The sequence below is a fragment of the Streptomyces sp. NPDC046303 genome, assembly GCF_055588085.1.
This window is the reverse complement of record NZ_JBVJFA010000009.1, coordinates 235,118-255,549: the sequence shown is the minus strand read 5'-3', so window position 1 is coordinate 255,549 and position 20,432 is coordinate 235,118. Positions and strand designations below refer to the sequence as shown.

The following is a 20,432-nucleotide window of genomic DNA, read 5'->3' as shown; positions in this document are numbered from 1 at the left end:
GTTTCCTTTTTTTCTCTGTTGGGGGGGGTTTTGTGGGTTGTGGGGGGGGGGGGGGTTTTTTTTTTTTTTTTTTTTTTTTTTTTGTTTTTTTTTTTTTTTTTTTTTTTTTTTTCCCCCCCCCCCCCCCCCCCCACCACCCCTTCCCCCTTTGCGCGCCGACTGGAGAAGCCCGCCCATGCGCACCCGCATCCGCATCCGCACCGCTCTGTACGGTCTGCTCGCCGGCCTGCTGCTGGGCGCGGGCCTGCTCCCCGCCGGCCCCGCGACGGCGGCGGACAACGGCACCTGGGGGGTCTTCCCGACGCCCGCGGCCGGGGCGGCGATGACCGACCGTGCGTACTTCTTCCACCAGGGCGCGGCCGGGACCACCGTCCAGGACAGCGTGACGATCCTGAACTCCTCCGACAAGGAACTGACGTTCCAGGTCTTCGCCGCCGACGCGGTGAACACCCCGGCGGGCGGCGCCTTCGCCCTGATGCCCGTGGAGAGCGAGCCGAAGGACGTCGGCGCGTGGATCGGGCTCCCGCCGGAGACGGCGACGACGGTGACCGTGCCGGCCAAGGGCCGCAAGGACCTCCCGTTCACGGTGAAGGTCCCGGCGGACGCGACGCCCGGCGACCACGTCGGCGGGATCGTGGCGCTGAACACCGCCGTGGAGGGCGTGCAGCAGGAGGGCAAGGTGCAGGTCGGGGTGAAGCGCTCGGTGGGCGCCCGGCTGTACTTCCGGGTGCCGGGACCGCTCACCCCGGGCCTGAGCGTGGAGGACGTACGGGTCAACCGCTCGGCGCCGCTGCTGCCCTGGGTCGAGAACGCCCGCGCCACGGTCTCGTACGCCCTGGTCAACCGGGGCAACGTGGTCGTCGAACCGAAGGTGGCGTTCTCCGCCGAGGGCCTGTTCGGACGCGAGGTGCTCAGCCGCCCGGCCCGTGAGCTGAAGCTGAGCCTCCTGCCCGGCCAGCGGGTCGAACTCACCGAGCCCTGGCCGGACGCCCCCCAGCTGGACTGGGTGACGCTCACCATCACGGCCGGCGCCGCAGCCCACCCCGACCTCGCCTCGCGGTCCTCGGCGGACTTCGTCGCCGTGCCGTGGCCCGCCGCGGGCGCGACCCTGGTCCTGACGGGTGCGGCCCTCACCCTCTGGGCCCTCCGCCGCCGCAGCGCGTCCCGGAGCGGCCCGGCCCCCGCCCGGGACCTGGCCCACAGCCGCTGACCTGCGCCGCGGGACGGCGGAAACCCCCGGCCGGTGAGGGTTGGCCGGGGGTTCCGTGTCTTCGGGCGGACCCGGGGGGACGCCGAATGGACGCAGGGCGTCAGTGGTTGCGGGGGAAGCCCAGGTCCACGCCGGCCGGGGCGTCCGCGGGGTCCGGCCAGCGGGTGGTGACGACCTTGCCGCGCGTGTAGAAGTGGATGCCGTCGTTGCCGTAGATGTGGTGGTCGCCGAAGAGGGAGTCCTTCCAGCCGCCGAAGGAGTGGTAGCCCACCGGCACCGGGATGGGGACGTTGACGCCGACCATGCCCGCCTGGATCTCCAGCTGGAAGCGGCGGGCGGCGCCGCCGTCCCGGGTGAAGATGGCGGTGCCGTTGCCGAACGGCGAGGCGTTGATGAGGGCGACGCCCTCCTCGTAGGTCTCCGTCCGCAGCACGCACAGCACCGGCCCGAAGATCTCGTCGCGGTAGGCGTCGGAGTCGGTCTTCACGTTGTCGAGCAGGGACAGGCCGATCCAGTGGCCGTTCTCGCTGCCCTCGACCGTGTATCCGGTGCCGTCCAGGACCACGTCCGCGCCCTGTGCGGCCGCACCCTTCACGTACGAGGCGACCTTGTCGCGGTGGGCGGCCGTGATCAGCGGGCCCATCTCGGAGGTCGGGTCGTTGCCGGGGCCGATCTTGATCTTCTCGGCGCGCTCGCGGATCTTCTCGACGAGGGTGTCGGCGATGGAGCCGACCGCCACGACGGCGGAGATCGCCATGCAGCGCTCACCGGCCGAGCCGTAGGCGGCGGAGACGGCCGCGTCGGCGGCCGCGTCCAGGTCGGCGTCCGGGAGCACCAGCATGTGGTTCTTGGCGCCGCCCAGCGCCTGGACGCGCTTGCCGTTGGCGGAGGCGGTGGTGTGGATGTGGCGGGCGATCGGGGTCGAGCCCACGAAGGAGACGGCCGCGATGTCGGGGTGGGCCAGCAGGGCGTCCACCGCGACCTTGTCGCCGTGCACCACGTTGAGCACGCCCGCCGGCAGACCGGCCTCGCTCATCAGCTCGGCCAGCTTGTTGGAGGCGGAGGGGTCCTTCTCGCTCGGCTTGAGGACGAAGGTGTTCCCGCAGGCCACGGCCAGCGGGAACATCCACATCGGCACCATCGCCGGGAAGTTGAACGGGGTGATGCCCGCGACCACGCCCAGCGGCTGGCGGATCGAGGAGACGTCCACGCGGTGGGACACCGACGTCGACAGCTCACCCTTGAGCTGCGTGGTGATCCCGCAGGCCAGCTCGACGATCTCCAGGCCGCGGGCGACCTCGCCCAGCGCGTCCGAGTGCACCTTGCCGTGCTCGGCGGTGATCAGCTCGGCGATGGCGTCGCGGTTCGCGTCGAGCAGGGCGCGGTAGGCGAACAGCACCTTGGTGCGGGCGGCCAGCGAGGACTGGCCCCAGGTCGCGAAGGCCTCCTTGGCGACCTGTACGGCCGTGTCGACCTCCTCGGCCGAGGCGAGCGCGACCTGCGTGGTGACCTCGCCGGTGGCCGGGTCGGTGACCGGGCCGTAGTTGCCCGACGCGCCCTCGACGGTCTTGCCACCGATCCAGTGGTTGACGGTCTTCATGTGCCTTGCTCCTTCACAGATGGCGACGTCGCTGCGCGGCTTGCCGGTCGTACTCTTCACGGGCCTCGGCCGCCGCCTTGCGGGTCGCGGTCTCGGCCACAGGAACATCCCACCACGCCTGTGCGGGGGGCGGGCCCGACACAGTGTCGGGCGTTCGGGTCTGTGTGTAGACACATGTGGGACGGTCCGCCGAGCGGGCCTCCGCGAGGGCTTCACGCAGGTCACGTACGGTTCGGGCGCGGATCACGGCCATCCCGAGGGAGGCCGCGCCCGCCGCGAGGTCCACCGGGAGGGGCTCACCCGTGTACGTGCCGTCGGGCCCCCGGAAGCGGTACGCGGTGCCGAAGCCCTCGCCGCCCACCGCCCCCGACAGGCCGCCGATGGAGGCGTAGCCGTGGTTGTCGAGGATGACCATCCTGACCGGGATGCCCTCCTGGACGGCCGTGACGATCTCGGTCGGGTTCATCAGGTACGTACCGTCGCCGACCAGGGCCCACACCGGGCGGCCGGGTGCGGCGAGCGCGACCCCGATCGCGGCCGGGATCTCGTAGCCCATGCAGGAGTAGCCGTACTCCACGTGGTACTGGTCCGCCGAGCGGGCCCGCCACAGCTTGTGCAGGTCGCCGGGGAGCGAACCGGCCGCGTTGATCAGGATGTCGGTGTCGTCGACGAGGGCGTCGAGCAGCCCGAGGACCTGGGCCTGGGTGGGCGGCAGGTCCTCGTCGGGGGCGGCGAAGGCCCGGTCGACCCGGGCTTCCCAGTCCGTCTTCCGCTGCCCGTACGCCGCCTCGTACGCGGGATCCACCCGGTGGCCGGCGAGCGCCTCCCGGAGTTCGCCGAGCCCCTCGAGCGCGTCGGCGACCAGGGGCAGCGCGGCGAGCTTGTGGGCGTCGTACGGGTCGAGGTTGAGGCCGATGAACCGGACGGCCGGGTTCTGGAAGAGGGTCGCGGAGGCGGTGGTGAAGTCGGTCAGCCGGGTCCCGGCGGCGATGACGAGGTCCGCCTCCCGGGCCAGGTCGTCGGCGGTGGCCGTCCCGGTGTGCCCGACCCCGCCGACCTCGGCGGGGTGGTCGTACGGGAGCACGCCCTTGCCCGCCTGGGTGGTGGCCACCGGGATGCCGGTGGCCTCGGCGAACGCGGCCAGGGCCGCCTGGGCCCCGCTGTGCCGGATCCCGCCCCCGGCGATGATCAGCGGACGCGCGGCCGACCGTACGGCCCGGGCCGCCGCGGCCAGCTCGGCGCGGTCGGGCCGGGGCCGGCGCACGCGCCACACGCGCTCCGCGAAGAACTCCTCGGGCCAGTCGTACGCCTCCGCCTGCACGTCCTGCGGCAGCGCCAGGGTGACGGCCCCGGTCTGGACGGGGTCGGTGAGGACGCGCATGGCCTGGAGGGCGGCCGGGACCAGGGCCTCGGGGCGGGTGATCCGGTCGAAGTGGCGGGAGACGGGGCGCAGCGCGTCGTTGACGGAGAGGTCCCCGGCATAGGGGACCTCCAGCTGCTGGAGGACGGGGTCGGCGGGCCGGGTGGCGAAGGTGTCGCCGGGCAGCAGGAGCACCGGGATCCGGTTGATGGTGGCGAGGGCGGCGCCGGTGACGAGGTTGGTGGCGCCGGGCCCGATGGAGGTGGTCACCGCGTGCGCGGAGAGCCGGCCGCTCTGGCGTGCGTACCCGACGGCGGCGTGCACCATGGCCTGTTCGTTGCGCCCCTGGAGGAAGGGCATGGAGCGGGGGCCGGTCTCCAGGAGGGCCTGGCCGATGCCCGCCACGTTCCCGTGCCCGAAGATCCCCCAGGTGGCCGCGATGAGCCGGTGGCGGCGGCCGTCGCGTTCGGTGTACTGGCGGGCCAGGAAGGCGACGAGGGCCTGCGCGACGGTGAGTTTCATCGGGGTGCCTCCGTCTGCGGGTGTGTCTGGGGGGCAGTCTGCTGATGTGTCTGCGGGTAGGGCAGGCGGGGGTCGATGGCCTGGCCCGGCCAGGTGGCGCGGATCCAGCCGTGGTCGGGGTGGTCCCGGATCAGCCACTCGCGGGTCGGGCCCGGACCGGCCATCACGTTGAGGTAGTACATGTCGTGGCCGGGGGCGGCGATGGAGGGCCCGTGCCAGCCGTCCGGGATGAGCACGGCGTCGCCGGTCCGCACCTCGGCGAGGACGTCGGTCTTCCCGGCCGGGGAGGGCGTGACGCGCTGGTAGCCGAGGCCGGGGGTGTCCCCGTGCGGGGCGATCTCGAAGTAGTAGATCTCCTCGAGCCGGGACTCCTCGCCGGGGTGGTGTTCGTCGTGCTTGTGGGGCGGGTACGAGGACCAGTTCCCGCCGGGGGTGAGCACCTCGACGGCGATGAGCCGGTCGCACGCGAAGCCGGCGGGGCCCGCGGCGGCGAAGTTGTTGACCTGCCGGGAGCACTGGCCCGCTCCGCGGAGCTCCACGGGCACGGCCCCGGCCGGGCCGTACCGGGCCGGCAGCACGTTGTCGCACCGTGCCCCCGCGAGGGCGAAGCGTCCGCCTCCTGCCGAGGTGACCTGCGCGTGCGCGCCCCTGGGCAGGTAGGCGAAGTCGGTGGTCCCCTGGAACACCCCTGCCCGTCCGTGCAGTTCGAAGACTTGCGGTCCGCTCCCAGGGCTCCGCCCCGGACCCCGCGCCTCAAACGCCGGCGGGGCTGGAATTGCGCTGCGCGCAACCCCGGCAACCTCAGCCATCTCGGCGGAGCCCGCGCAGCGGACCTCGCACCCACCCGACAACGGCAGCACGATCCACTCCGCATCCCCGCACCGGTGCGCGTACACCTCCCCCGGCTCCAGCTCCAGAACGATCAGCCTCGTCCATTCCATGCCCCACTCAGACACCACCGGCACGGCCCAGCACCTCCTCCACCTCGTGAGAGAACGGCATGGCCGTCGAACACGCCAGCCGTGACGCCACGATCGCCCCGGCCGCGTTCGCGTACCGCATGACCGCCTCCAGGTCCCATCCGGCGAGCAGGCCGTGGCACAGCGCGCCCCCGAACGCGTCCCCGGCGCCCAGCCCGTTCACCACCTGGACGGGAACCGGCGGGACCTCCGCCGCCGTCCCGTCGCGGTGGACGGCCAGCACGCCCTCGGGGCCCCGTTTGACCACCGCCAGTTCCACTCCGGCGGCGAGCAGTGCCCGCGCCGCCGCGTACGGCTCCGACTCGCCGGTGGCGATCTCGCACTCCTCGGCGTTGCCGACGGCCACCGTCGCCAGGGCCAGTGCCCGCTCGTAGGACGGTCCGGGCTTCTCGCGCCAGAGCATCGGCCGCCAGTCGAGGTCGAAGACGGTGGTACCGGACTTCGAGCGGGCTTCGAGGGCGGCCAGCGTGGCCGTGCGGCTCGGCTCCTCGCTCAGGCCGGTGCCCGTCATCCAGAACACCCGGGCCCGCCGGACCGCCTCCAGGTCCAGCTCCTCGGCCTCGATCTCCAGATCCGGTGCCTTGGGCAGCCGGTAGAAGTACAGCGGGAAGCGGTCGGGCGGGAACATCTCGCAGAACGCGATCGGGGTGGGCCGGCCGGCGACCTCGGCCACCCACCGGTCGTCGACCCCGAACTCCCGCAGCTCGGAGCGCAGGTACGTGCCGAAGGGGTCGGCGCCGGTACGGCTGATCAGCGCCACGCGCCGCCCCAGCCGGGCGGCCGCCACGGCCACGTTCGCCGGGGAGCCGCCCAGGAACCTGCCGAAGGTGTCCGCTTCCGCCAGTGGTACGCCCGTCGTCAGCGGGTAGAGATCCACCCCGATCCGCCCCATCGTGATCAGGTCGAACCCGAACCCGTCGCCGCTCACCGTCAGTCCTCCCGCTGGTCCCGCTGGTCCCACTGGTCCCACGGTCTTCACCGTCCCTTCGAGCCTCGCACCCTAAGGTGGCGCTATGACGTCCTCCCCGCCCGCGTTGACCCGTATCCGCGTCGGTTCGGCTCCGGACTCCTGGGGTGTCTGGTTTCCCGACGACCCCGCGCAGACCCCTTGGGAGCGGTTCCTCGACGAGGTCGCCGACGCCGGGTACGAGTGGATCGAACTCGGCCCCTACGGCTACCTGCCCACCGATCCCTTGCGGCTCGCCGAGGAAACGGCCAAGCGCGGGCTGCGGGTCTCGGCCGGCACCGTCTTCACCGGACTCCATCACGGGCCCGCCGTATGGGAGGACACCTGGGCGCACGTGTCGCGGATCGCGGCGCTCACCCAGGCCATGGGCGCGGCGCACCTCGTGGTCATCCCCTCCTTCTGGCGGGACGACAAGACCGGGGAGGTGCTGGAGGACCGCACCCTCACCGCCGCGCAATGGCGTGAACTGGCCTCCCAGACCGAGCGGCTGGGCCGGGAGGTGCAGGACCGGTACGGCCTGCGGATCGTGGTCCATCCCCATGCCGACACGCACATCGACACTCCGGACAACGTGGCGCGGTTCCTGGACGCCACCGACCCCGCCCTCGTCTCGCTCTGCCTGGACACCGGCCATTACGCGTACTGCGGGGGCGACAGCGTGCAGGCCCTCGAGACCTTCTCCGAGCGGATCGGCTACCTGCACCTGAAGCAGGTGGACCCGCGGATCCTCGCCGAAGTGGTCGCGGAGCAGCTGCCGTTCGGTCCGGCCGTGGGCCGCGGGGTGATGTGCGAACCGCCTTCGGGGGTGCCTGCTCTGGAGCCGGTACTGGCGGCGGCGCAGCGGCTCGGCGTGGACCTGTTCGCCATCGTGGAACAGGACATGTACCCGTGCGAGCCCGACCGGCCGCTGCCCATCGCCCGCCGCACCCGCGCCTACCTGCGCTCCTGCGGCGCCCGCTGAACTCCCGGGAGGAACACGACATGAGCACGCTCGGCATCGCCGTCATCGGCACGGGGAAGATGGGCGCCGACCACGTCCGCCGTATCGGGCGGACGGTCGGCGGGGCCCGGGTGGTGGCGGTGGCCGACCCGGACGGGGACCGGGTCAAGGAGGTCGCGGGCGCCCTGGACTGCGCCGGCGCGCACACCGACCCGGCGGCCGCGATAGCCGCGCCCGGGGTCGAGGCCGTACTGATCGCCTCGCCGGGGCCCGCCCACGAGGAGGCGATCGGACTCGCGCTGGAACGGGGGCTTCCCGTGCTGTGCGAGAAGCCGCTGACGCCCGATCCGGCGGGGGCGCTGCGCATCATGGAGGCCGAGCAGCGGCTGGGGCGGCGTCTGGTCCAGGTGGGGTTCATGCGCCGGTACGACGCCGAGTACGAGCGGCTCAAGGAGCTGCTGGACGCGGGCGGGATCGGCAGACCGCTGTTCCTGCACTGCCGGCACCGCAATGCCGCCTCGCCGTCCTTCTTCACCAGCGACATGCTGATCAGCGACTCCGTCGTACACGAGGTGGACGCGGCCCGCTGGCTGCTGGGGCACGAGATCACGGCGGTGTCCGTGCTCTCCCCCACGCCTTCTTCGGCGGCTCCCGAGGGGCTGCGCGATCCCCGGCTGGTGCTGCTGGAGACCTCCGGCGGGGCCGTTGTGGATGTGGAGATCTTCGTCAACTGCGGTGTCGGCTACCAGGTGCAGTGCGAGGCGGTCGGCGAGTCCGGCAGTGCCCGGATCGGTGACGGTCACGCGATGGTGGTGCAGTCGGCGGGCCGGTGGGGCGGAGAGATCGACCAGGACTTCACGGTGCGCTTCGCCGACGCCTACGACCGGCAGCTGCGGCGCTGGGTGGCCGCGGCCGCGCGGGGCGGGGTGGCCGGGCCGGACGCGTGGGACGGTTACGCGGCCGCCGCCGTCTCGGAGGCGGGCCTCGCGGCCGCGCGCACCGGCGTACGGACCCCGGTGACCCTGGTGGACCGCCCGCCCCTCTACCTCTGAGCCCCGGCCGCGCCGCCGCCAAGCACCGCCCCCTCCGGGCCACTTGTGCACCTCTGTGCCGCATCTGTCACAGAGATCTCCTCCTTGTCACGCATATCCGCATCACGCGGGTTTTCCGTCACAGCCGTTCGACAGGCCCTCCCCTGCCCTCGCTTCGCGTCGTTCGCCGGGCACAACCCGAGTGATCGTCAGTGTCCACGTGCCGGCTCCCCCGACGGCCTCCCGGCCGGCCCCGCGGCGTGGACAAGGAGGTGCATCATGAGCGACCGACAGCTGTGGTCTTACAAGGAGATCGCTGCCCACATCCGGGTGCAGCCCGACACGGTGCGCTCCTATCGAAAGCACGGCCTGCTCCCCGCTCCCGACCACGTGGAGGGCGGCAAGCCCTACTGGTACGCCGACACGATCCGCACCTGGGTGGCCCGACGCCCCGGCAACCGGGGGCGCCGCGAGGGCTGACCCGTCCGCGGTGGCCGGACGGGGCCGCCCACGGCCCCGCCCCACACCCCGCCGCCCCGCTCAGGCCGTCCCGCTCAGCCCGTCCCGACGGGCACCTTCTCCGGTTCCGGGCCGGCCGTCGGCGACAGGGGTTCCCCTTCGCTCAGTCCGAACCTCTCGTGCAGCCTGCGCAGCGGGCCCGGCGCCCACCACGTGGCCTTCCCGGTCAGCTTCATGGCCGCCGGGACCAGCAGGCTGCGTACGACCATGGCGTCCATCAGGACCGCCAGCGCGATCCCGAGCCCCAGCATCTTGGTGTTGGTCACCCGTGAGGTGCCGATGGCCACCATCACCACCGCCAGGATCACGGCCGCCGCGGTGATCAGCCCGCCGGTGCGGGCCAGTCCGGTGCGCACGGCCCCTTCGTGGTCCCCGGTCCGGTCGTACTCCTCCTTGATCCGGGATATGAGGAACACCCCGTAGTCCATGGAGAGTCCGAAGGCGATGCAGAACATGAGGACCGGCAGGGTGGTCTCGATGTCGCCGGTGGAGGTGAAGGCGAGCAGTCCGGAGAGGTGGCCCTCCTGGAACACCCACACCATCGCCCCGAACATCGCGGTCAGGCTCAGTGCGTTGAGCAGGACCGCCTGGAGCGGTATGAGCAGGCTCCCGGTGAGCAGGAACACCAGCAGCAGCGTGGCGAGCACCACCAGGGCCAGCGCCACGGGCAGTTTCCCGGCTATCGCCTGCTGGGCGTCGACGAGCACCGCCGCCTCTCCGGTCACGGAGGTCCGGAAGTCCGCTTCCACCCTCCGCACCTCACCGACCAGGTCCCGGGCCTGCTGCCCCACCGCCTCGCCCTCGGTGGTGAGCGAGAAGTAGGCGTACCGCGAGGGGTCCGGGGTGCCGACCGGCCCGTCGACCCGGACCACGCCGGGCAGGAGTGCCAGGCGCTCCCGGTAGGCGGCCAGTTCCGCCGGTCCTGCCGCGTCCTCGGTGAGGACGGTGATCCCGCCGCCGGGGCTGCCCGGGAAGGAGTCCCGGATCTGCTGCTGGACCACGTGCGACTCCGCGGTCTTCGGCAGCTGCCGGTCGTCCACGGTGCCGAACCTGACGCCGAGGAAGGGCAGTCCGAGGAGCAGCAGCCCCGCCGTCGTGGCCACCGCGAACAACGGGGCCCGGCGCATCACCAGAGCAGCCCCTCGTGCCCAGCCCCGCCCCGCTTCCGCCGGGGCGGCGGCCGGGCGCCCGCGCCGCCACAGCCGCCGCAGGTCCAGGGAGTTGACCCGCTCCCCGAGCAGCACCAGGGCCGCGGGCAGCAGGATCAGCGCGGCCGCCGCGGCGAGCAGCACCACCGCGACCCCGGCGTAGGCGAAGGAGCGCAGGAAGTACATCGGGAAGAACAGCATCGCCGAGAGCGAGACCGCGACGGTCAGCGCCGAGAACAGCACGGTGCGCCCGGCGGTGCGCAGGGTGGCGCCGACGGCGGCCACCGGGTCCCGACCGGCGGCGAGTTCTTCTCGGAACCTGCGGACGATGAACAGGGCGTAGTCGATGGCGAGCCCGAGTCCGAGCGCGGTGGTCAGGTTCTGGGCGAAGACGGAGACCTCGGTGACCTCGGTGAGTCCGCGCAGCACCGCGTTGGTGCCGAGGATGGCCACGATCCCGACGCCCAGGGGCAGCAGGGCGGCGACGGCGCTGCCGAAGACGAGGACGAGCAGGACGAGGGTGACCGGCAGGGCGATCATCTCGGCTCGCAGCAGGTCTTCCTGGATGGTGGCGGTCACCTCGCGCTGGACCGCGACCGGCCCGCCGAGGGAGACCCGCACCGGCCCGTGCTCGCCCCGGTAGCGGGGGGTGATCCGCTCCAGCACCTCGGTGGCGGTCTTCTCGTCGCCCAGGACCCGGGCGGCGACGAGGGCCTGCCGCCCGTCCTCGGAGCGCAGGGCTGGCAGCCGGGTGCGCCAGTAGGAGCCGACGCCGACGACCCCCTGCTCGGCGGCGAGCTGCGCCGTCAGCCGCTCGGCCTCGGCCGCGACGGCGGGATCGTCCACTCCGGCGGTGCCCGGGCCGGAGTCGACGAGCAGCAGCAGGTTGGGCTGGGAGGCCGGGAACTCGCGCTCCAGCGCCTTGGCGGCATAGGTGGACCGGGCGCCCGGATCCTCCCAGCCGCCGCTGCCCATCCGTTCGGCGGCGCCGCCGCCCGCGAACACGGCCAGTGCCGTGACCACCAGGGCGATCAGCAGCGAGAGCCGCGGACGGGCCGTGACCCACCGGGTCCACCTGCCGCTCTCCCCGGGCGACGGCGGATTCTTGACTTCGGACATGGCTCGGTGTCCCCTTCACCGTGATTGCCAGGCCAAATAGACTGGCAAACACGAGCAATCGCTCGCGTTTCTTCAGAATGCGAGCGACCTCTCGTGTTTGTCAATCACCCACGGGAAGCAAGGGATGGGACATGCCGGGGACTCCCAGGGGCAAAACAACCGAAACCGGTGAAACCTCCGCGCCGCGCCGCCGGCAGGCACGGGGCGAGCGCAGGGTCGCCCAGCTCCTCGCCGCCGCCGCCGGGGTGTTCTGCCGTACCGGCTACGCCGCGGCCAGCACCAACGCCATCGCCCGCGAGGCCGGGGTGTCGCCGGGCACGCTCTACCAGTTCTTCCCGAACAAGGAGGCCATCGCGATCGAGCTCGGCGGCCAACTGCTCAAGCGCGCCCACGAGACGCACGGCCAGGCCTTCCTGCCCGAGAACCTCGAGCTGCCCCTGCCCGAGCTGCTGGACGCCGTCCTGGACCCGGTCATCGCCTTCAACTGCGAGAACCCGGCCTTCTGGGCGCTCATGCACGGCTCGGGCATCCCGGGCGCCGCCATGCACCAGGAGCACGAGGAACTGCACGCAGGCCTGCTCGCCCGGGTGGAGGGCGTCCTGCACACCTTCTGCCCGCAGGCCGCGCCCGCCGAGCTCACCCACACCTCGCACATGATCCTGGGCATCTTCAAGGCCTCGCTGGACCTGATCCTGGCCCACGAGGGCGAGGAGCGCGACGCGTACATCGCGGAGCTGAAGACCGTCCTGCTGCGCTACCTGGAGCCGAAGGTCACCACGACTCGCCACCCCTGACCCGCCCCGCGCGCCGCTCCTGCGCAGGCCCGCCCTCAGCGGGCCGGCCCCCGGCCCTCAGCCGCAGTCCCACCAGCGGGAACACCAGCACGGACAGCATCCCGGCGCCCACCAGCGCCGCCGCCTCCCCGGGCTCCATCCGCCCGTCCTCCACCCCCAGCGTGGTGATCGCCACCACCAGCGGCAGCGCGGTGGACCCGAAGAGCACCAGCGCCGACCTGTCCCGCCGCCCCAGGTCCCGAGGGGCCAGCAGCCACATCGGCAGCCCCCGCACCAGCAGGAAGAGCAGCAGGAACACCGGCAGCAGCAGAAGCACCCGCCCGCCCCCGAGCAGCGCCTCCAGGTCGAACTCGATCCCGGTGACCACGAAGAACAGCGGCACCAGGAAGCCGAAGCCCATGGCCTCCACCTTGGACAGCACGGTCTCACTGCTCTCCGGCGCGGCCCCCTGCAGCACCAGCCGGGTCACCAGCCCCGCCGCGAAGGCCCCGAGCAGGATGTCGAGCCCGAGCACCTGGGCCAGCCCCAGCATCCCCACCAGCAGCAGCACCACCAGCCGTACCGCGAACTGCCCACTGCTGTGCAGGGTCGTGGCGATGACGTTCGAGAACCAGGGCGGCTTGGGGCGCACCGCCCAGAAGACCGCCGCCGCCGTCAGCACCGCGAAGGCCGCCAGGAGCGCCGCCGAGCGCCCCGGGGCCCGCCCGCTGAGCAGCAGCGCCATCGCGATGACCGGTCCGAACTCGCCGACCGACCCCATCGCCATCGTCACGGAGCCGAACCGGCTCTGGAGGTCCCCGGCGTCCCGCAGCACCGGCAGGATCGCGCCGAGCGCGGTGCTGGTGAGCGCGGTGCCGACGTAGACGCCCTTGTCGAAGCCGCCGCCGTGGGCGAGCAGGGTCCCGATGCCCAGTCCCAGCGCCAGGGCGATCAGCCAGGCCCACACCGACCGCTTGAGGGTGTCCCCCCTGACCTGGTCGAACCGGATCTCGTATCCGGCCAGGAAGATCAGCATCGCGAGTCCGAGCCGGCTCAGTACGTCGATCACCCGGCCAGTGGGAGCCCATCCGAGCACGTCCGGGCCGATCAGGATGCCGAGCAGGATCTCGAAGATCACCAGCGGTACGGGGAGCCAGCGCGAGATGCCGTAGGCCAGCAGGGGCGCCAGTACGGCGGCGGCCGCGATCAGGACGAGGGTAGCCGGATGATCCATATGAGCCATTTACATATGGTTCATCCCGATCGGCCATCCCAAAAGAGCGGGCGCGGACGCTCGCATCCATACCCCCTAGGGGTATAGTCTCGACGTGTCGGGAGGACGGTGGAGCGACTCGCCGCCTTCCGGCGACCGCACACGCCCTTGAAGAGGAGAACGACATGACCGCCGAGACGGACACCCAGACCACCACCGTCTACCGGGTGACCGGCATGACCTGCGGGCACTGCGAGGGCGCGGTGACCGCCGAGCTCTCCGCCCTGCCGGGCGTCAGCTCGGTCAAGGCCGTCGCCGCGACCGGCGAGGTCACCGTGACCTCCGCCGCCCCGCTGGCCGACGAGGACGTACGCGCCGCCGTGGACGAGGCGGGCTACGAGTTCACCGGCCGGATCTGAGCCGGACGTCCCCACCTTCGGCAGCACCTCGCCGGGGTGTGCCGGCCAGCTGATACTGGTTCCGTACACCCCGGCCATCCCCCTGGAGCCGGAACATGACCAGCACAGTGCACGACGGACCCATCACCGCGGTCGAACTCTCGATCGGCGGAATGACCTGCGCCTCCTGCGCGGCCCGCATCGAGAAGAAGCTGAACCGGATGGACGGGGTCACCGCCACGGTGAACTACGCCACCGAGAAGGCGAAGGTCTCGTACGCGGGTGACGTCCGGGTCGCCGATCTCATCGCGACCGTCGTGAAGACCGGGTACACCGCCGAGGAGCCTCCGCCGCCGGCCCCGGAGCCGCGAACGGAACCGGACTTCGACGCTCCGCCGGCGGAGCGGCCGCCGGCGGCCGCGGAGGCCGTACGGGACCCCGCCACGGCCGCGCTGCGCCAGCGGCTGCTCGTGTCCGCCGCACTCGCACTGCCCGTCGTCCTGCTCGCCATGGTCCCGGCCCTCCAGTTCGACAACTGGCAGTGGCTCTCGCTGACCCTCGCCGCGCCCGTCGTCGTCTGGGGCGCCCTCCCCTTCCACAAGGCCGCCTGGACCAACGCCCGGCACGGCGCCGCCACGATGGACACCCTGGTCTCGGTCGGCACGCTCGCCGCCTTCGCCTGGTCCCTGTGGGCCCTGTTCTTCGGCCACGCGGGCATGCCGGGCATGCGGCACGGATTCGACTTCTCCGTCTCGCGGACGGACGGCTCCTCCGCCCTCTACCTGGAGGTCGCGGCCGGGGTCGTCAGCTTCATCCTGCTCGGCCGCTATCTGGAGGCCCGCTCGAAGCGGAAGGCGGGCGCGGCCCTCAAGGCCCTGCTGGAGCTGGGCGCCAAGGACGTCGCCGTCCTGCGCGCGGGCCGGGAGGTCCGCGTGCCGGTGGGCGCGCTCGCGGTCGGCGACCGGTTCGTCGTCCGCCCCGGCGAGAAGATCGCCACCGACGGCACGGTCGTCGAGGGCAGCTCCGCCGTGGACGCCTCCATGCTCACCGGCGAGTCCGTGCCGGTCGAGGTCTCCGTCGGCGAGCCCGTCACCGGCGCCACCGTCAACGCCTCGGGCCGCCTCGTCGTGGAGGCCACCCGGATCGGCGCCGACACCCAGCTCGCCCGGATGGCCCGGCTCGTCGAGGACGCGCAGAACGGCAAGGCCGAGGTCCAGCGCCTCGCCGACCGGATCTCCGCGGTCTTCGTGCCGGTGGTCCTGCTGCTCGCGCTCGGCACCTGGGCCACCTGGATGCTGATCACCGACGACCCCGCCGCCGCCTTCACCGCCGCCGTGGCCGTCCTGATCATCGCCTGCCCGTGCGCCCTGGGCCTGGCCACGCCGACCGCCCTGATGGTCGGCACCGGCCGGGGCGCGCAGCTCGGCATCCTGATCAAGGGTCCCGAGGTGCTGGAGTCCACCCGCCGCGTGGACACCGTCGTCCTGGACAAGACCGGGACCGTCACCACCGGCCGGATGACCCTGGCGGGCGTGCACGCCTCCGAAGGGGTCGACGAGACGGAGCTGCTGCGTCTCGCGGGCTCCCTGGAGCACGCCTCGGAGCACCCGATCGCCCGCGCCATCGCCACGGGGGCCGCGGCGCAGGCGGGCGAACTGCCGGTGCCCGAGAACTTCGAGAACCTCGCCGGGCTCGGCGTCCAGGGCGTCGTCGACGGACACGCCGTCCTGGTGGGCCGCGAGCAGCTGCTGGCCGACTGGTCGATCGCGCTGCCCGCCCCGCTGGCGCGGGCCAAGGCGGCCGCCGAGGCGGCGGGCAGCACCGCCGTCCTCGTGGCCTGGGACGGCGCGGCGCGCGGCATGCTGACCGTGGCCGACGCCGTCAAGGAGAGCAGCGCCGAGGCGGTCACCCGGCTGCGCGCCCTCGGCCTCACGCCGGTTCTGCTGACCGGCGACAACACGGCCGTCGCCGAGACGGTGGCCCGGCAGGTCGGCATCGACGAGGTGATCGCCGAGGTGCTCCCGCAGGACAAGGTGGACGTCGTACGCCGCCTGCAGGCCGAGGGCCGTACGGTCGCGATGGTCGGCGACGGGGTCAACGACGCGGCCGCGCTCGCCCAGGCCGACCTGGGCCTGGCCATGGGCACCGGGACGGACGCCGCGATCGAGGCGGGCGACCTGACCCTCGTACGGGGGGACCTGCGGGTGGCGGCCGACGCGATCCGGCTGTCCCGCCGGACCCTGGCCACGATCAAGGGCAACCTGTTCTGGGCCTTCGGCTACAACGTGGCGGCCCTGCCGCTGGCGGCCGCCGGCCTGCTCAACCCGATGATCGCGGGGGCCGCCATGGCCTTCTCTTCGGTCTTCGTAGTGACCAACAGCCTCCGGTTGCGGTCCTTCCGCTGATGGATCGCCTTCGCATCGCGCACACATCTCCTTCACGGGAGACGCAGATCACAGTGATGCCAACGTAACCATCCGGGGTCCGCACGGGTCTAATGGGGCGGTGCCAGGAACGTCTTGGGGGACGTTCCACGGAGGTCTTGGGGGACGTCCACGGGCACCGGCCGGCCGGGACGCGTTCCCGCGGGAGGCTTTGAGCGGCCCTCCCGACCCGAACGGGTCCCGGCAGACACCGACGCCCCGGCGCGGGTCCCGTGGGGGGAATCCGTACCGGGGAAAGGAAAGCGCCCCGACCGTCGACCCGTGGGGGGATCGACGGCGGGGCGCTTTTCGTATGCCGTGCGCGCGGCCCGGACGCAGCTGACCCCAGGCCGTGGTGGGCCTGGGGTCAGCGGGCCGAAGGCCAGCGGGCCTCGGGTCACGGGCCTGGGGTCAGCGGGCCTCGGGTCAGCGGGCCTCGGGTCAGCGGGCCTCGACGGGAACGAAGTCGCGCAGGACCTCGCCCGTGTAGATCTGGCGCGGGCGGCCGATGCGGGAACCCGGCTCCTTGATCATTTCGTGCCACTGGGCGATCCAGCCGGGGAGCCGGCCGAGCGCGAAGAGCACGGTGAACATCTCGGTCGGGAAGCCCATCGCGCGGTAGATGAGACCCGTGTAGAAGTCCACGTTCGGGTAGAGGTTGCGCGAGACGAAGTACTCGTCGGCCAGCGCGTGCTCTTCCAGCTTGAGCGCGATGTCGAGCAGCTCGTCGCTCTTGCCGAGCGCCGAGAGGACGTCGTGCGCCGCCGCCTTGATGATCTTCGCCCGGGGGTCGAAGCTCTTGTAGACGCGGTGTCCGAAGCCCATGAGGCGGACGCCGTCTTCCTTGTTCTTCACCTTGCGGATGAAGGCGTCGACGTCGCCGCCGTCGTTCTTGATGCCCTCGAGCATCTCCAGGACCGACTGGTTGGCGCCACCGTGCAGCGGGCCCCACAGGGCCGAGATGCCGGCGGAGATCGAGGCGAACATGTTCGCCTGCGAGGAGCCGACCAGGCGCACGGTGGAGGTCGAGCAGTTCTGCTCGTGGTCCGCGTGCAGGATCAGCAGCTTGTCGAGCGCCGAGACCACGACCGGGTCCAGGTCGTACTCCTGGGCCGGCACGGAGAACGTCATGCGCAGGAAGTTCTCGACGTAGCCGAGGTCGTTGCGCGGGTAGACCACCGGGTGGCCGACCGACTTCTTGTAGGCGTAGGCCGCGATCGTCGGGAGCTTGGCCAGCAGGCGGATCGTCGAGAGGTTGCGCTGCGTCTCGTCGAACGGGTTGTGGCTGTCCTGGTAGAACGTCGACAGCGCGCTGACCACGGAAGACAGCATCGCCATCGGGTGCGCGTCCCGCGGGAAGCCGTCGTAGAAGCGCTTCACGTCCTCGTGGAGCAGCGTGTGCTGGGTGATCTCGTTGCGGAACGACGCGAGCTGGTCGACGGTCGGCAGCTCACCGTTGATCAGCAGGTACGCGACCTCGATGAAGGTCGAACGCTCGGCCAACTGCTCGATCGGGTAGCCGCGGTAGCGCAGGATGCCCTGCTCACCGTCGAGGTAGGTAATCGCGGACTTGTAGGCCGCGGTGTTGCCGTAGCCGCTGTCCAGAGTGACGAGCCCGGTCTGGGCCCTCAGCTTCGAGATGTCGAAGCCCTGGTCACCGACGGTGCTCTCGACCACCGGGTAGGTGTATTCACCGTCCGCGTACCGGAGTACTACAGAGTTGTCGCTCACGTCATCCCTCACCGACGTAGTGCCTCTTCTTCGAGGTGCCCTGACTGCCTCTACCTTCCCCCATTTGGCGCAGGAGAGTGCACTCGGGGTCGGCCTTTGGTGCTATTGACGGCACTGAGTGCCGTCAAGCTGCTCATCCTGCCCGCTCCGCACCGGCGGCGGAACCCCAAATGATCGATCATCTAGGTGATGTTTCCCACCGGTATCCGGCCGGACAGCCTCGGCGCGACCGCCGTGTACCTCCTGCCTGCGGAAACGGTACGCACCGCCTGACCGAGGGCCTTGCGGGACCCGACGAGGACCACCAGTTTCTTCGCCCTGGTCACCGCCGTGTAGAGCAGATTTCGCTGGAGCATCATCCAAGCGCCGGTGGTGACCGGGATCACGACCGCGGGATATTCACTCCCCTGGGAGCGGTGGATGGTGACGGCGTACGCGTGGGACAGCTCGTCGAGCTCCGAGAACTCGTAGCCGATCTCCTCGTCCTCCTCCGTCCGCACCGTCAGGCGCTGTTCTTCCGGGTCGAGGGCGGTGACCACGCCGACCGTGCCGTTGAAGACGCCGTTGGCCCCCTTCTCGTAGTTGTTCCGGATCTGGGTGACCTTGTCGCCCACCCGGAAGACCCGGCCGCCGAAGCGCTTCTCGGGCAGGTCCGGCCGGGCCGGCGTCATGGCCTGCTGGAGCAGGCCGTTGAGGTTCCCGGCGCCGGCCGGGCCCCGGTGCATGGGCGCGAGCACCTGGACGTCCCGGCGCGGGTCGAGACCGAATCTGGCCGGAATCCGCCGGGCCGCCACGTCCACGGCGAGCACGCCCGCCGCCTCGGTGTCCTCCTCGGGGAAGAGGAAGAAGTCCGGCAGCCCGTCGGTGATCGGCGGCAGGCCGGTGTTGATCCGGTGGGCGTTGGTGACCACGCCCGACTGCTGGGCCTGCCGGAAGATCCGGGTGAGCCGGACCGCGGGAACCGCGCCCCCCTCGGCCAGCAGGTCGCGCAGCACCTCCCCGGCGCCGACCGAGGGCAGCTGGTCCACGTCCCCGACCAGCAGCAGGTGTGCTCCCGGTGCCACGGCCTTGACCAGTTTGTTGGCGAGCAGCAGGTCCAGCATCGAGGCTTCGTCGACCACGACCAGGTCCGCGTCCAGCGGCCGTTCCCGGTCGTACGCCGCGTCCCCGCCGGGTTTGAGCTCCAGCAGCCGGTGCACCGTGGAGGCCTCGGCCCCGGTGAGCTCGGCCAGCCGCTTGGCCGCCCGGCCGGTGGGGGCGGCGAGCACCACCTTCGCCTTCTTGGCCCGGGCCAGCTCCACGATGGAGCGCACGGTGAAGGACTTCCCGCAACCGGGCCCGCCGGTCATGACGGCCACCTTGCGGGTCAGCGCGAGCCGGACCGCGTCCCGCTGCTCGGGGGCGAGGGTGGCTCCGGTCCGCCCGGCGAGCCAGCCCAGCGCCTTGTCCCAGTCCACGTCCCGGAATCCCGGCAGCCGGTCCTCCTCGGCGTTCAGCAGCCGGCGCACCTGCCCGACCAGTGACAGCTCGGCGCGGTGGAAGGGGACGAGGTAGACGGCGGTCAGCGGGTCCGGACCGCCCTGCGGATCGGGCACGGGCTCGCGTACGACGCCCTCCGGGTCGGCGGCGAGCTCCGCCAGGCAGTCGATGACCAGCCCGGTGTCCACCTGGAGCAGCTTGACCCCGTCGGCGATGAGCCGGTCCTCGGGGAGGAAGCAGTGCCCCTGGTCGGTGGACTGGGACAGGGCGTACTGGAGTCCGGCCTTGACCCGCTCGGGGCTGTCGTGCGGGATGCCCACGGCCTGGGCGATGCGGTCGGCGGTGAGGAAGCCGATGCCCCACACGTCGGCGGCGAGCCGGTAGGGCTGGTTCTTCACCACCGAGATGGAGGCGTCCGCGTACTTCTTGTAGATGCGCACCGCGATGGAGGTGGAGACGCCGACGCCCTGGAGGAAGACCATGACTTCCTTGATGGCCTTCTGCTCCTCCCAGGCGGCGCCGATCAGCTTCGTCCGCTTGGGGCCGAGGCCGGGCACCTCGATCAGCCGCTTCGGCTCCTCCTCGATGACGTCGAGGGTGTCGGTGCCGAAGTGCTCCACGATCCGGTCGGCGATCTTCGGGCCGATGCCCTTGATCAGGCCGGAGCCGAGGTAGCGGCGGATGCCCTGGATGGTGGCGGGGAGCACGGTGGAGTAGTTCTCGACGGTGAACTGCCTGCCGTACTGCGGGTGGGAGCCCCAGCGGCCCTCCATGCGCAGGGATTCGCCGGGCTGGGCGCCCAGCAGGGAGCCGACGACGGTGAGGAGGTCGCCGCTGCCCCGGCCGGTGTCGACGCGGGCGACCGTGTACCCGCTCTCCTCGTTGGCGTAGGTGATGCGCTCGAGGACCCCCTCGACCACCGCCAGTTGCACGGTCTGCGCCTGCGCCCCGTTCGTTGCCATGACCCGAAGCTACCGCCCTGCGCCGACAGCGCGTCAGGGCTGTGGACGGGCGCCCGG

Annotated in this window: 15 protein-coding genes; 7 read left to right on the top strand and 8 right to left on the bottom strand. The window is 71.9% G+C overall.

Going from position 1 to position 20,432, the window contains the following annotated elements:
* Positions 1–175: 175 nt before the first annotated feature.
* Positions 176–1,210 carry a WxL protein peptidoglycan domain-containing protein gene (locus ACZ6I1_RS12680; RefSeq protein WP_469286256.1) on the top strand — a complete coding sequence of 345 codons (1,035 nt, stop codon included), beginning with the start codon at positions 176–178 and terminating at the stop codon, positions 1,208–1,210.
* A 100-nt stretch (positions 1,211–1,310) separates the two neighbouring features.
* Here the strand turns inward: ACZ6I1_RS12680 and ACZ6I1_RS12675 are convergent, their stop codons facing one another.
* Genes ACZ6I1_RS12675 through iolC form a run of 4 tightly spaced genes read right to left on the bottom strand, consistent with a single transcriptional unit; the run spans position 1,311 to position 6,600 of the window.
* Positions 1,311–2,810, bottom strand: a complete 1,500-nt coding sequence (locus tag ACZ6I1_RS12675) for a CoA-acylating methylmalonate-semialdehyde dehydrogenase (RefSeq protein ID WP_469286254.1) — start codon at positions 2,808–2,810, stop codon at positions 1,311–1,313.
* A 13-nt stretch (positions 2,811–2,823) separates the two neighbouring features.
* Positions 2,824–4,692 carry a 3D-(3,5/4)-trihydroxycyclohexane-1,2-dione acylhydrolase (decyclizing) gene (gene iolD / locus ACZ6I1_RS12670; RefSeq protein WP_469286253.1) on the bottom strand — a complete coding sequence of 623 codons (1,869 nt, stop codon included), beginning with the start codon at positions 4,690–4,692 and terminating at the stop codon, positions 2,824–2,826.
* Entirely contained in the window at positions 4,689–5,633 is a 945-nt protein-coding gene (iolB, locus tag ACZ6I1_RS12665) for a 5-deoxy-glucuronate isomerase (RefSeq protein ID WP_469286297.1), read from the bottom strand. The genes iolD and iolB overlap by 4 nt, the downstream gene beginning before the upstream one ends.
* 7 nt (positions 5,634–5,640) lie before the next feature.
* Complete coding sequence (iolC, locus tag ACZ6I1_RS12660) at positions 5,641–6,600, bottom strand: 5-dehydro-2-deoxygluconokinase (protein WP_469286250.1); 960 nt, start codon at positions 6,598–6,600, stop codon at positions 5,641–5,643.
* A gap of 85 nt (positions 6,601–6,685) precedes the next feature.
* On the opposite strand from iolC, the gene ACZ6I1_RS12655 reads away from it, so the two are divergent.
* From ACZ6I1_RS12655 to ACZ6I1_RS12645, 3 genes are all read left to right on the top strand, one after another.
* Positions 6,686–7,600: a sugar phosphate isomerase/epimerase family protein gene (locus ACZ6I1_RS12655; protein WP_469286248.1), complete on the top strand. Its 915-nt coding sequence runs from the start codon at positions 6,686–6,688 to the stop codon at positions 7,598–7,600.
* Between the two features lie 20 nt (positions 7,601–7,620).
* Positions 7,621–8,631 (top strand): Gfo/Idh/MocA family protein, encoded by a 1,011-nt coding sequence (locus ACZ6I1_RS12650; protein ID WP_469286246.1) that lies wholly within the window; start codon positions 7,621–7,623, stop codon positions 8,629–8,631.
* Between the two features lie 258 nt (positions 8,632–8,889).
* Positions 8,890–9,090, top strand: coding sequence for a helix-turn-helix transcriptional regulator (locus tag ACZ6I1_RS12645; RefSeq protein ID WP_469286245.1), 201 nt, complete (start codon positions 8,890–8,892; stop codon positions 9,088–9,090).
* Between the two features lie 74 nt (positions 9,091–9,164).
* On the opposite strand, the gene ACZ6I1_RS12640 is transcribed toward ACZ6I1_RS12645, so the two are convergent.
* The gene (locus tag ACZ6I1_RS12640) at positions 9,165–11,396 is read right to left on the bottom strand and encodes an MMPL family transporter (protein ID WP_469286244.1); all 2,232 of its coding nucleotides are present in this window, start codon (positions 11,394–11,396) and stop codon (positions 9,165–9,167) included.
* A gap of 131 nt (positions 11,397–11,527) precedes the next feature.
* On the opposite strand from ACZ6I1_RS12640, the gene ACZ6I1_RS12635 reads away from it, so the two are divergent.
* On the top strand, positions 11,528–12,190 hold the full coding sequence (locus tag ACZ6I1_RS12635; RefSeq protein WP_469286243.1) for a TetR/AcrR family transcriptional regulator: 663 nt from the start codon (positions 11,528–11,530) through the stop codon (positions 12,188–12,190).
* On the opposite strand, the gene ACZ6I1_RS12630 is transcribed toward ACZ6I1_RS12635, so the two are convergent.
* Complete coding sequence (locus tag ACZ6I1_RS12630) at positions 12,168–13,403, bottom strand: cation:proton antiporter (RefSeq protein ID WP_469286295.1); 1,236 nt, start codon at positions 13,401–13,403, stop codon at positions 12,168–12,170. The genes ACZ6I1_RS12635 and ACZ6I1_RS12630 overlap by 23 nt on opposite strands.
* Before the next feature lie 164 nt (positions 13,404–13,567).
* On the opposite strand from ACZ6I1_RS12630, the gene ACZ6I1_RS12625 reads away from it, so the two are divergent.
* Together ACZ6I1_RS12625 and ACZ6I1_RS12620 are read left to right on the top strand one after the other, a co-directional pair.
* Positions 13,568–13,801 (top strand): heavy-metal-associated domain-containing protein, encoded by a 234-nt coding sequence (locus ACZ6I1_RS12625; RefSeq protein WP_469286242.1) that lies wholly within the window; start codon positions 13,568–13,570, stop codon positions 13,799–13,801.
* A 95-nt stretch (positions 13,802–13,896) separates the two neighbouring features.
* Entirely contained in the window at positions 13,897–16,185 is a 2,289-nt protein-coding gene (locus tag ACZ6I1_RS12620) for a heavy metal translocating P-type ATPase (RefSeq protein ID WP_469286240.1), read from the top strand.
* A 459-nt stretch (positions 16,186–16,644) separates the two neighbouring features.
* Here ACZ6I1_RS12620 and ACZ6I1_RS12615 read toward each other — a convergent pair whose 3' ends face one another.
* Together ACZ6I1_RS12615 and recD2 are read right to left on the bottom strand one after the other, a co-directional pair.
* Positions 16,645–17,934 carry a citrate synthase gene (locus tag ACZ6I1_RS12615; protein WP_030029946.1) on the bottom strand — a complete coding sequence of 430 codons (1,290 nt, stop codon included), beginning with the start codon at positions 17,932–17,934 and terminating at the stop codon, positions 16,645–16,647.
* Between the two features lie 182 nt (positions 17,935–18,116).
* The gene (recD2, locus tag ACZ6I1_RS12610) at positions 18,117–20,375 is read right to left on the bottom strand and encodes an SF1B family DNA helicase RecD2 (RefSeq protein ID WP_469286237.1); all 2,259 of its coding nucleotides are present in this window, start codon (positions 20,373–20,375) and stop codon (positions 18,117–18,119) included.
* Positions 20,376–20,432 lie beyond the last annotated feature (57 nt).

What these genes read in the sequence shown, in the direction of transcription:
- ACZ6I1_RS12645 (WP_469286245.1), top strand. Translation starts at nt 8,890, where the DNA reads ATGAGCGACCGACAGCTGTGGTCTTACAAGGAGATCGCTGCCCACATC.
- ACZ6I1_RS12620 (WP_469286240.1), top strand. Translation starts at nt 13,897, where the DNA reads ATGACCAGCACAGTGCACGACGGACCCATCACCGCGGTCGAACTCTCG.
- ACZ6I1_RS12650 (WP_469286246.1), top strand. Translation starts at nt 7,621, where the DNA reads ATGAGCACGCTCGGCATCGCCGTCATCGGCACGGGGAAGATGGGCGCC.
- iolB (WP_469286297.1), bottom strand. Translation starts at nt 5,633, where the DNA reads ATGGAATGGACGAGGCTGATCGTTCTGGAGCTGGAGCCGGGGGAGGTG.
- recD2 (WP_469286237.1), bottom strand. Translation starts at nt 20,375, where the DNA reads ATGGCAACGAACGGGGCGCAGGCGCAGACCGTGCAACTGGCGGTGGTC.
- ACZ6I1_RS12680 (WP_469286256.1), top strand. Translation starts at nt 176, where the DNA reads ATGCGCACCCGCATCCGCATCCGCACCGCTCTGTACGGTCTGCTCGCC.
- ACZ6I1_RS12635 (WP_469286243.1), top strand. Translation starts at nt 11,528, where the DNA reads ATGCCGGGGACTCCCAGGGGCAAAACAACCGAAACCGGTGAAACCTCC.
- ACZ6I1_RS12655 (WP_469286248.1), top strand. Translation starts at nt 6,686, where the DNA reads ATGACGTCCTCCCCGCCCGCGTTGACCCGTATCCGCGTCGGTTCGGCT.
- ACZ6I1_RS12675 (WP_469286254.1), bottom strand. Translation starts at nt 2,810, where the DNA reads ATGAAGACCGTCAACCACTGGATCGGTGGCAAGACCGTCGAGGGCGCG.
- ACZ6I1_RS12625 (WP_469286242.1), top strand. Translation starts at nt 13,568, where the DNA reads ATGACCGCCGAGACGGACACCCAGACCACCACCGTCTACCGGGTGACC.
- ACZ6I1_RS12640 (WP_469286244.1), bottom strand. Translation starts at nt 11,396, where the DNA reads ATGTCCGAAGTCAAGAATCCGCCGTCGCCCGGGGAGAGCGGCAGGTGG.
- ACZ6I1_RS12630 (WP_469286295.1), bottom strand. Translation starts at nt 13,403, where the DNA reads ATGGATCATCCGGCTACCCTCGTCCTGATCGCGGCCGCCGCCGTACTG.
- iolD (WP_469286253.1), bottom strand. Translation starts at nt 4,692, where the DNA reads ATGAAACTCACCGTCGCGCAGGCCCTCGTCGCCTTCCTGGCCCGCCAG.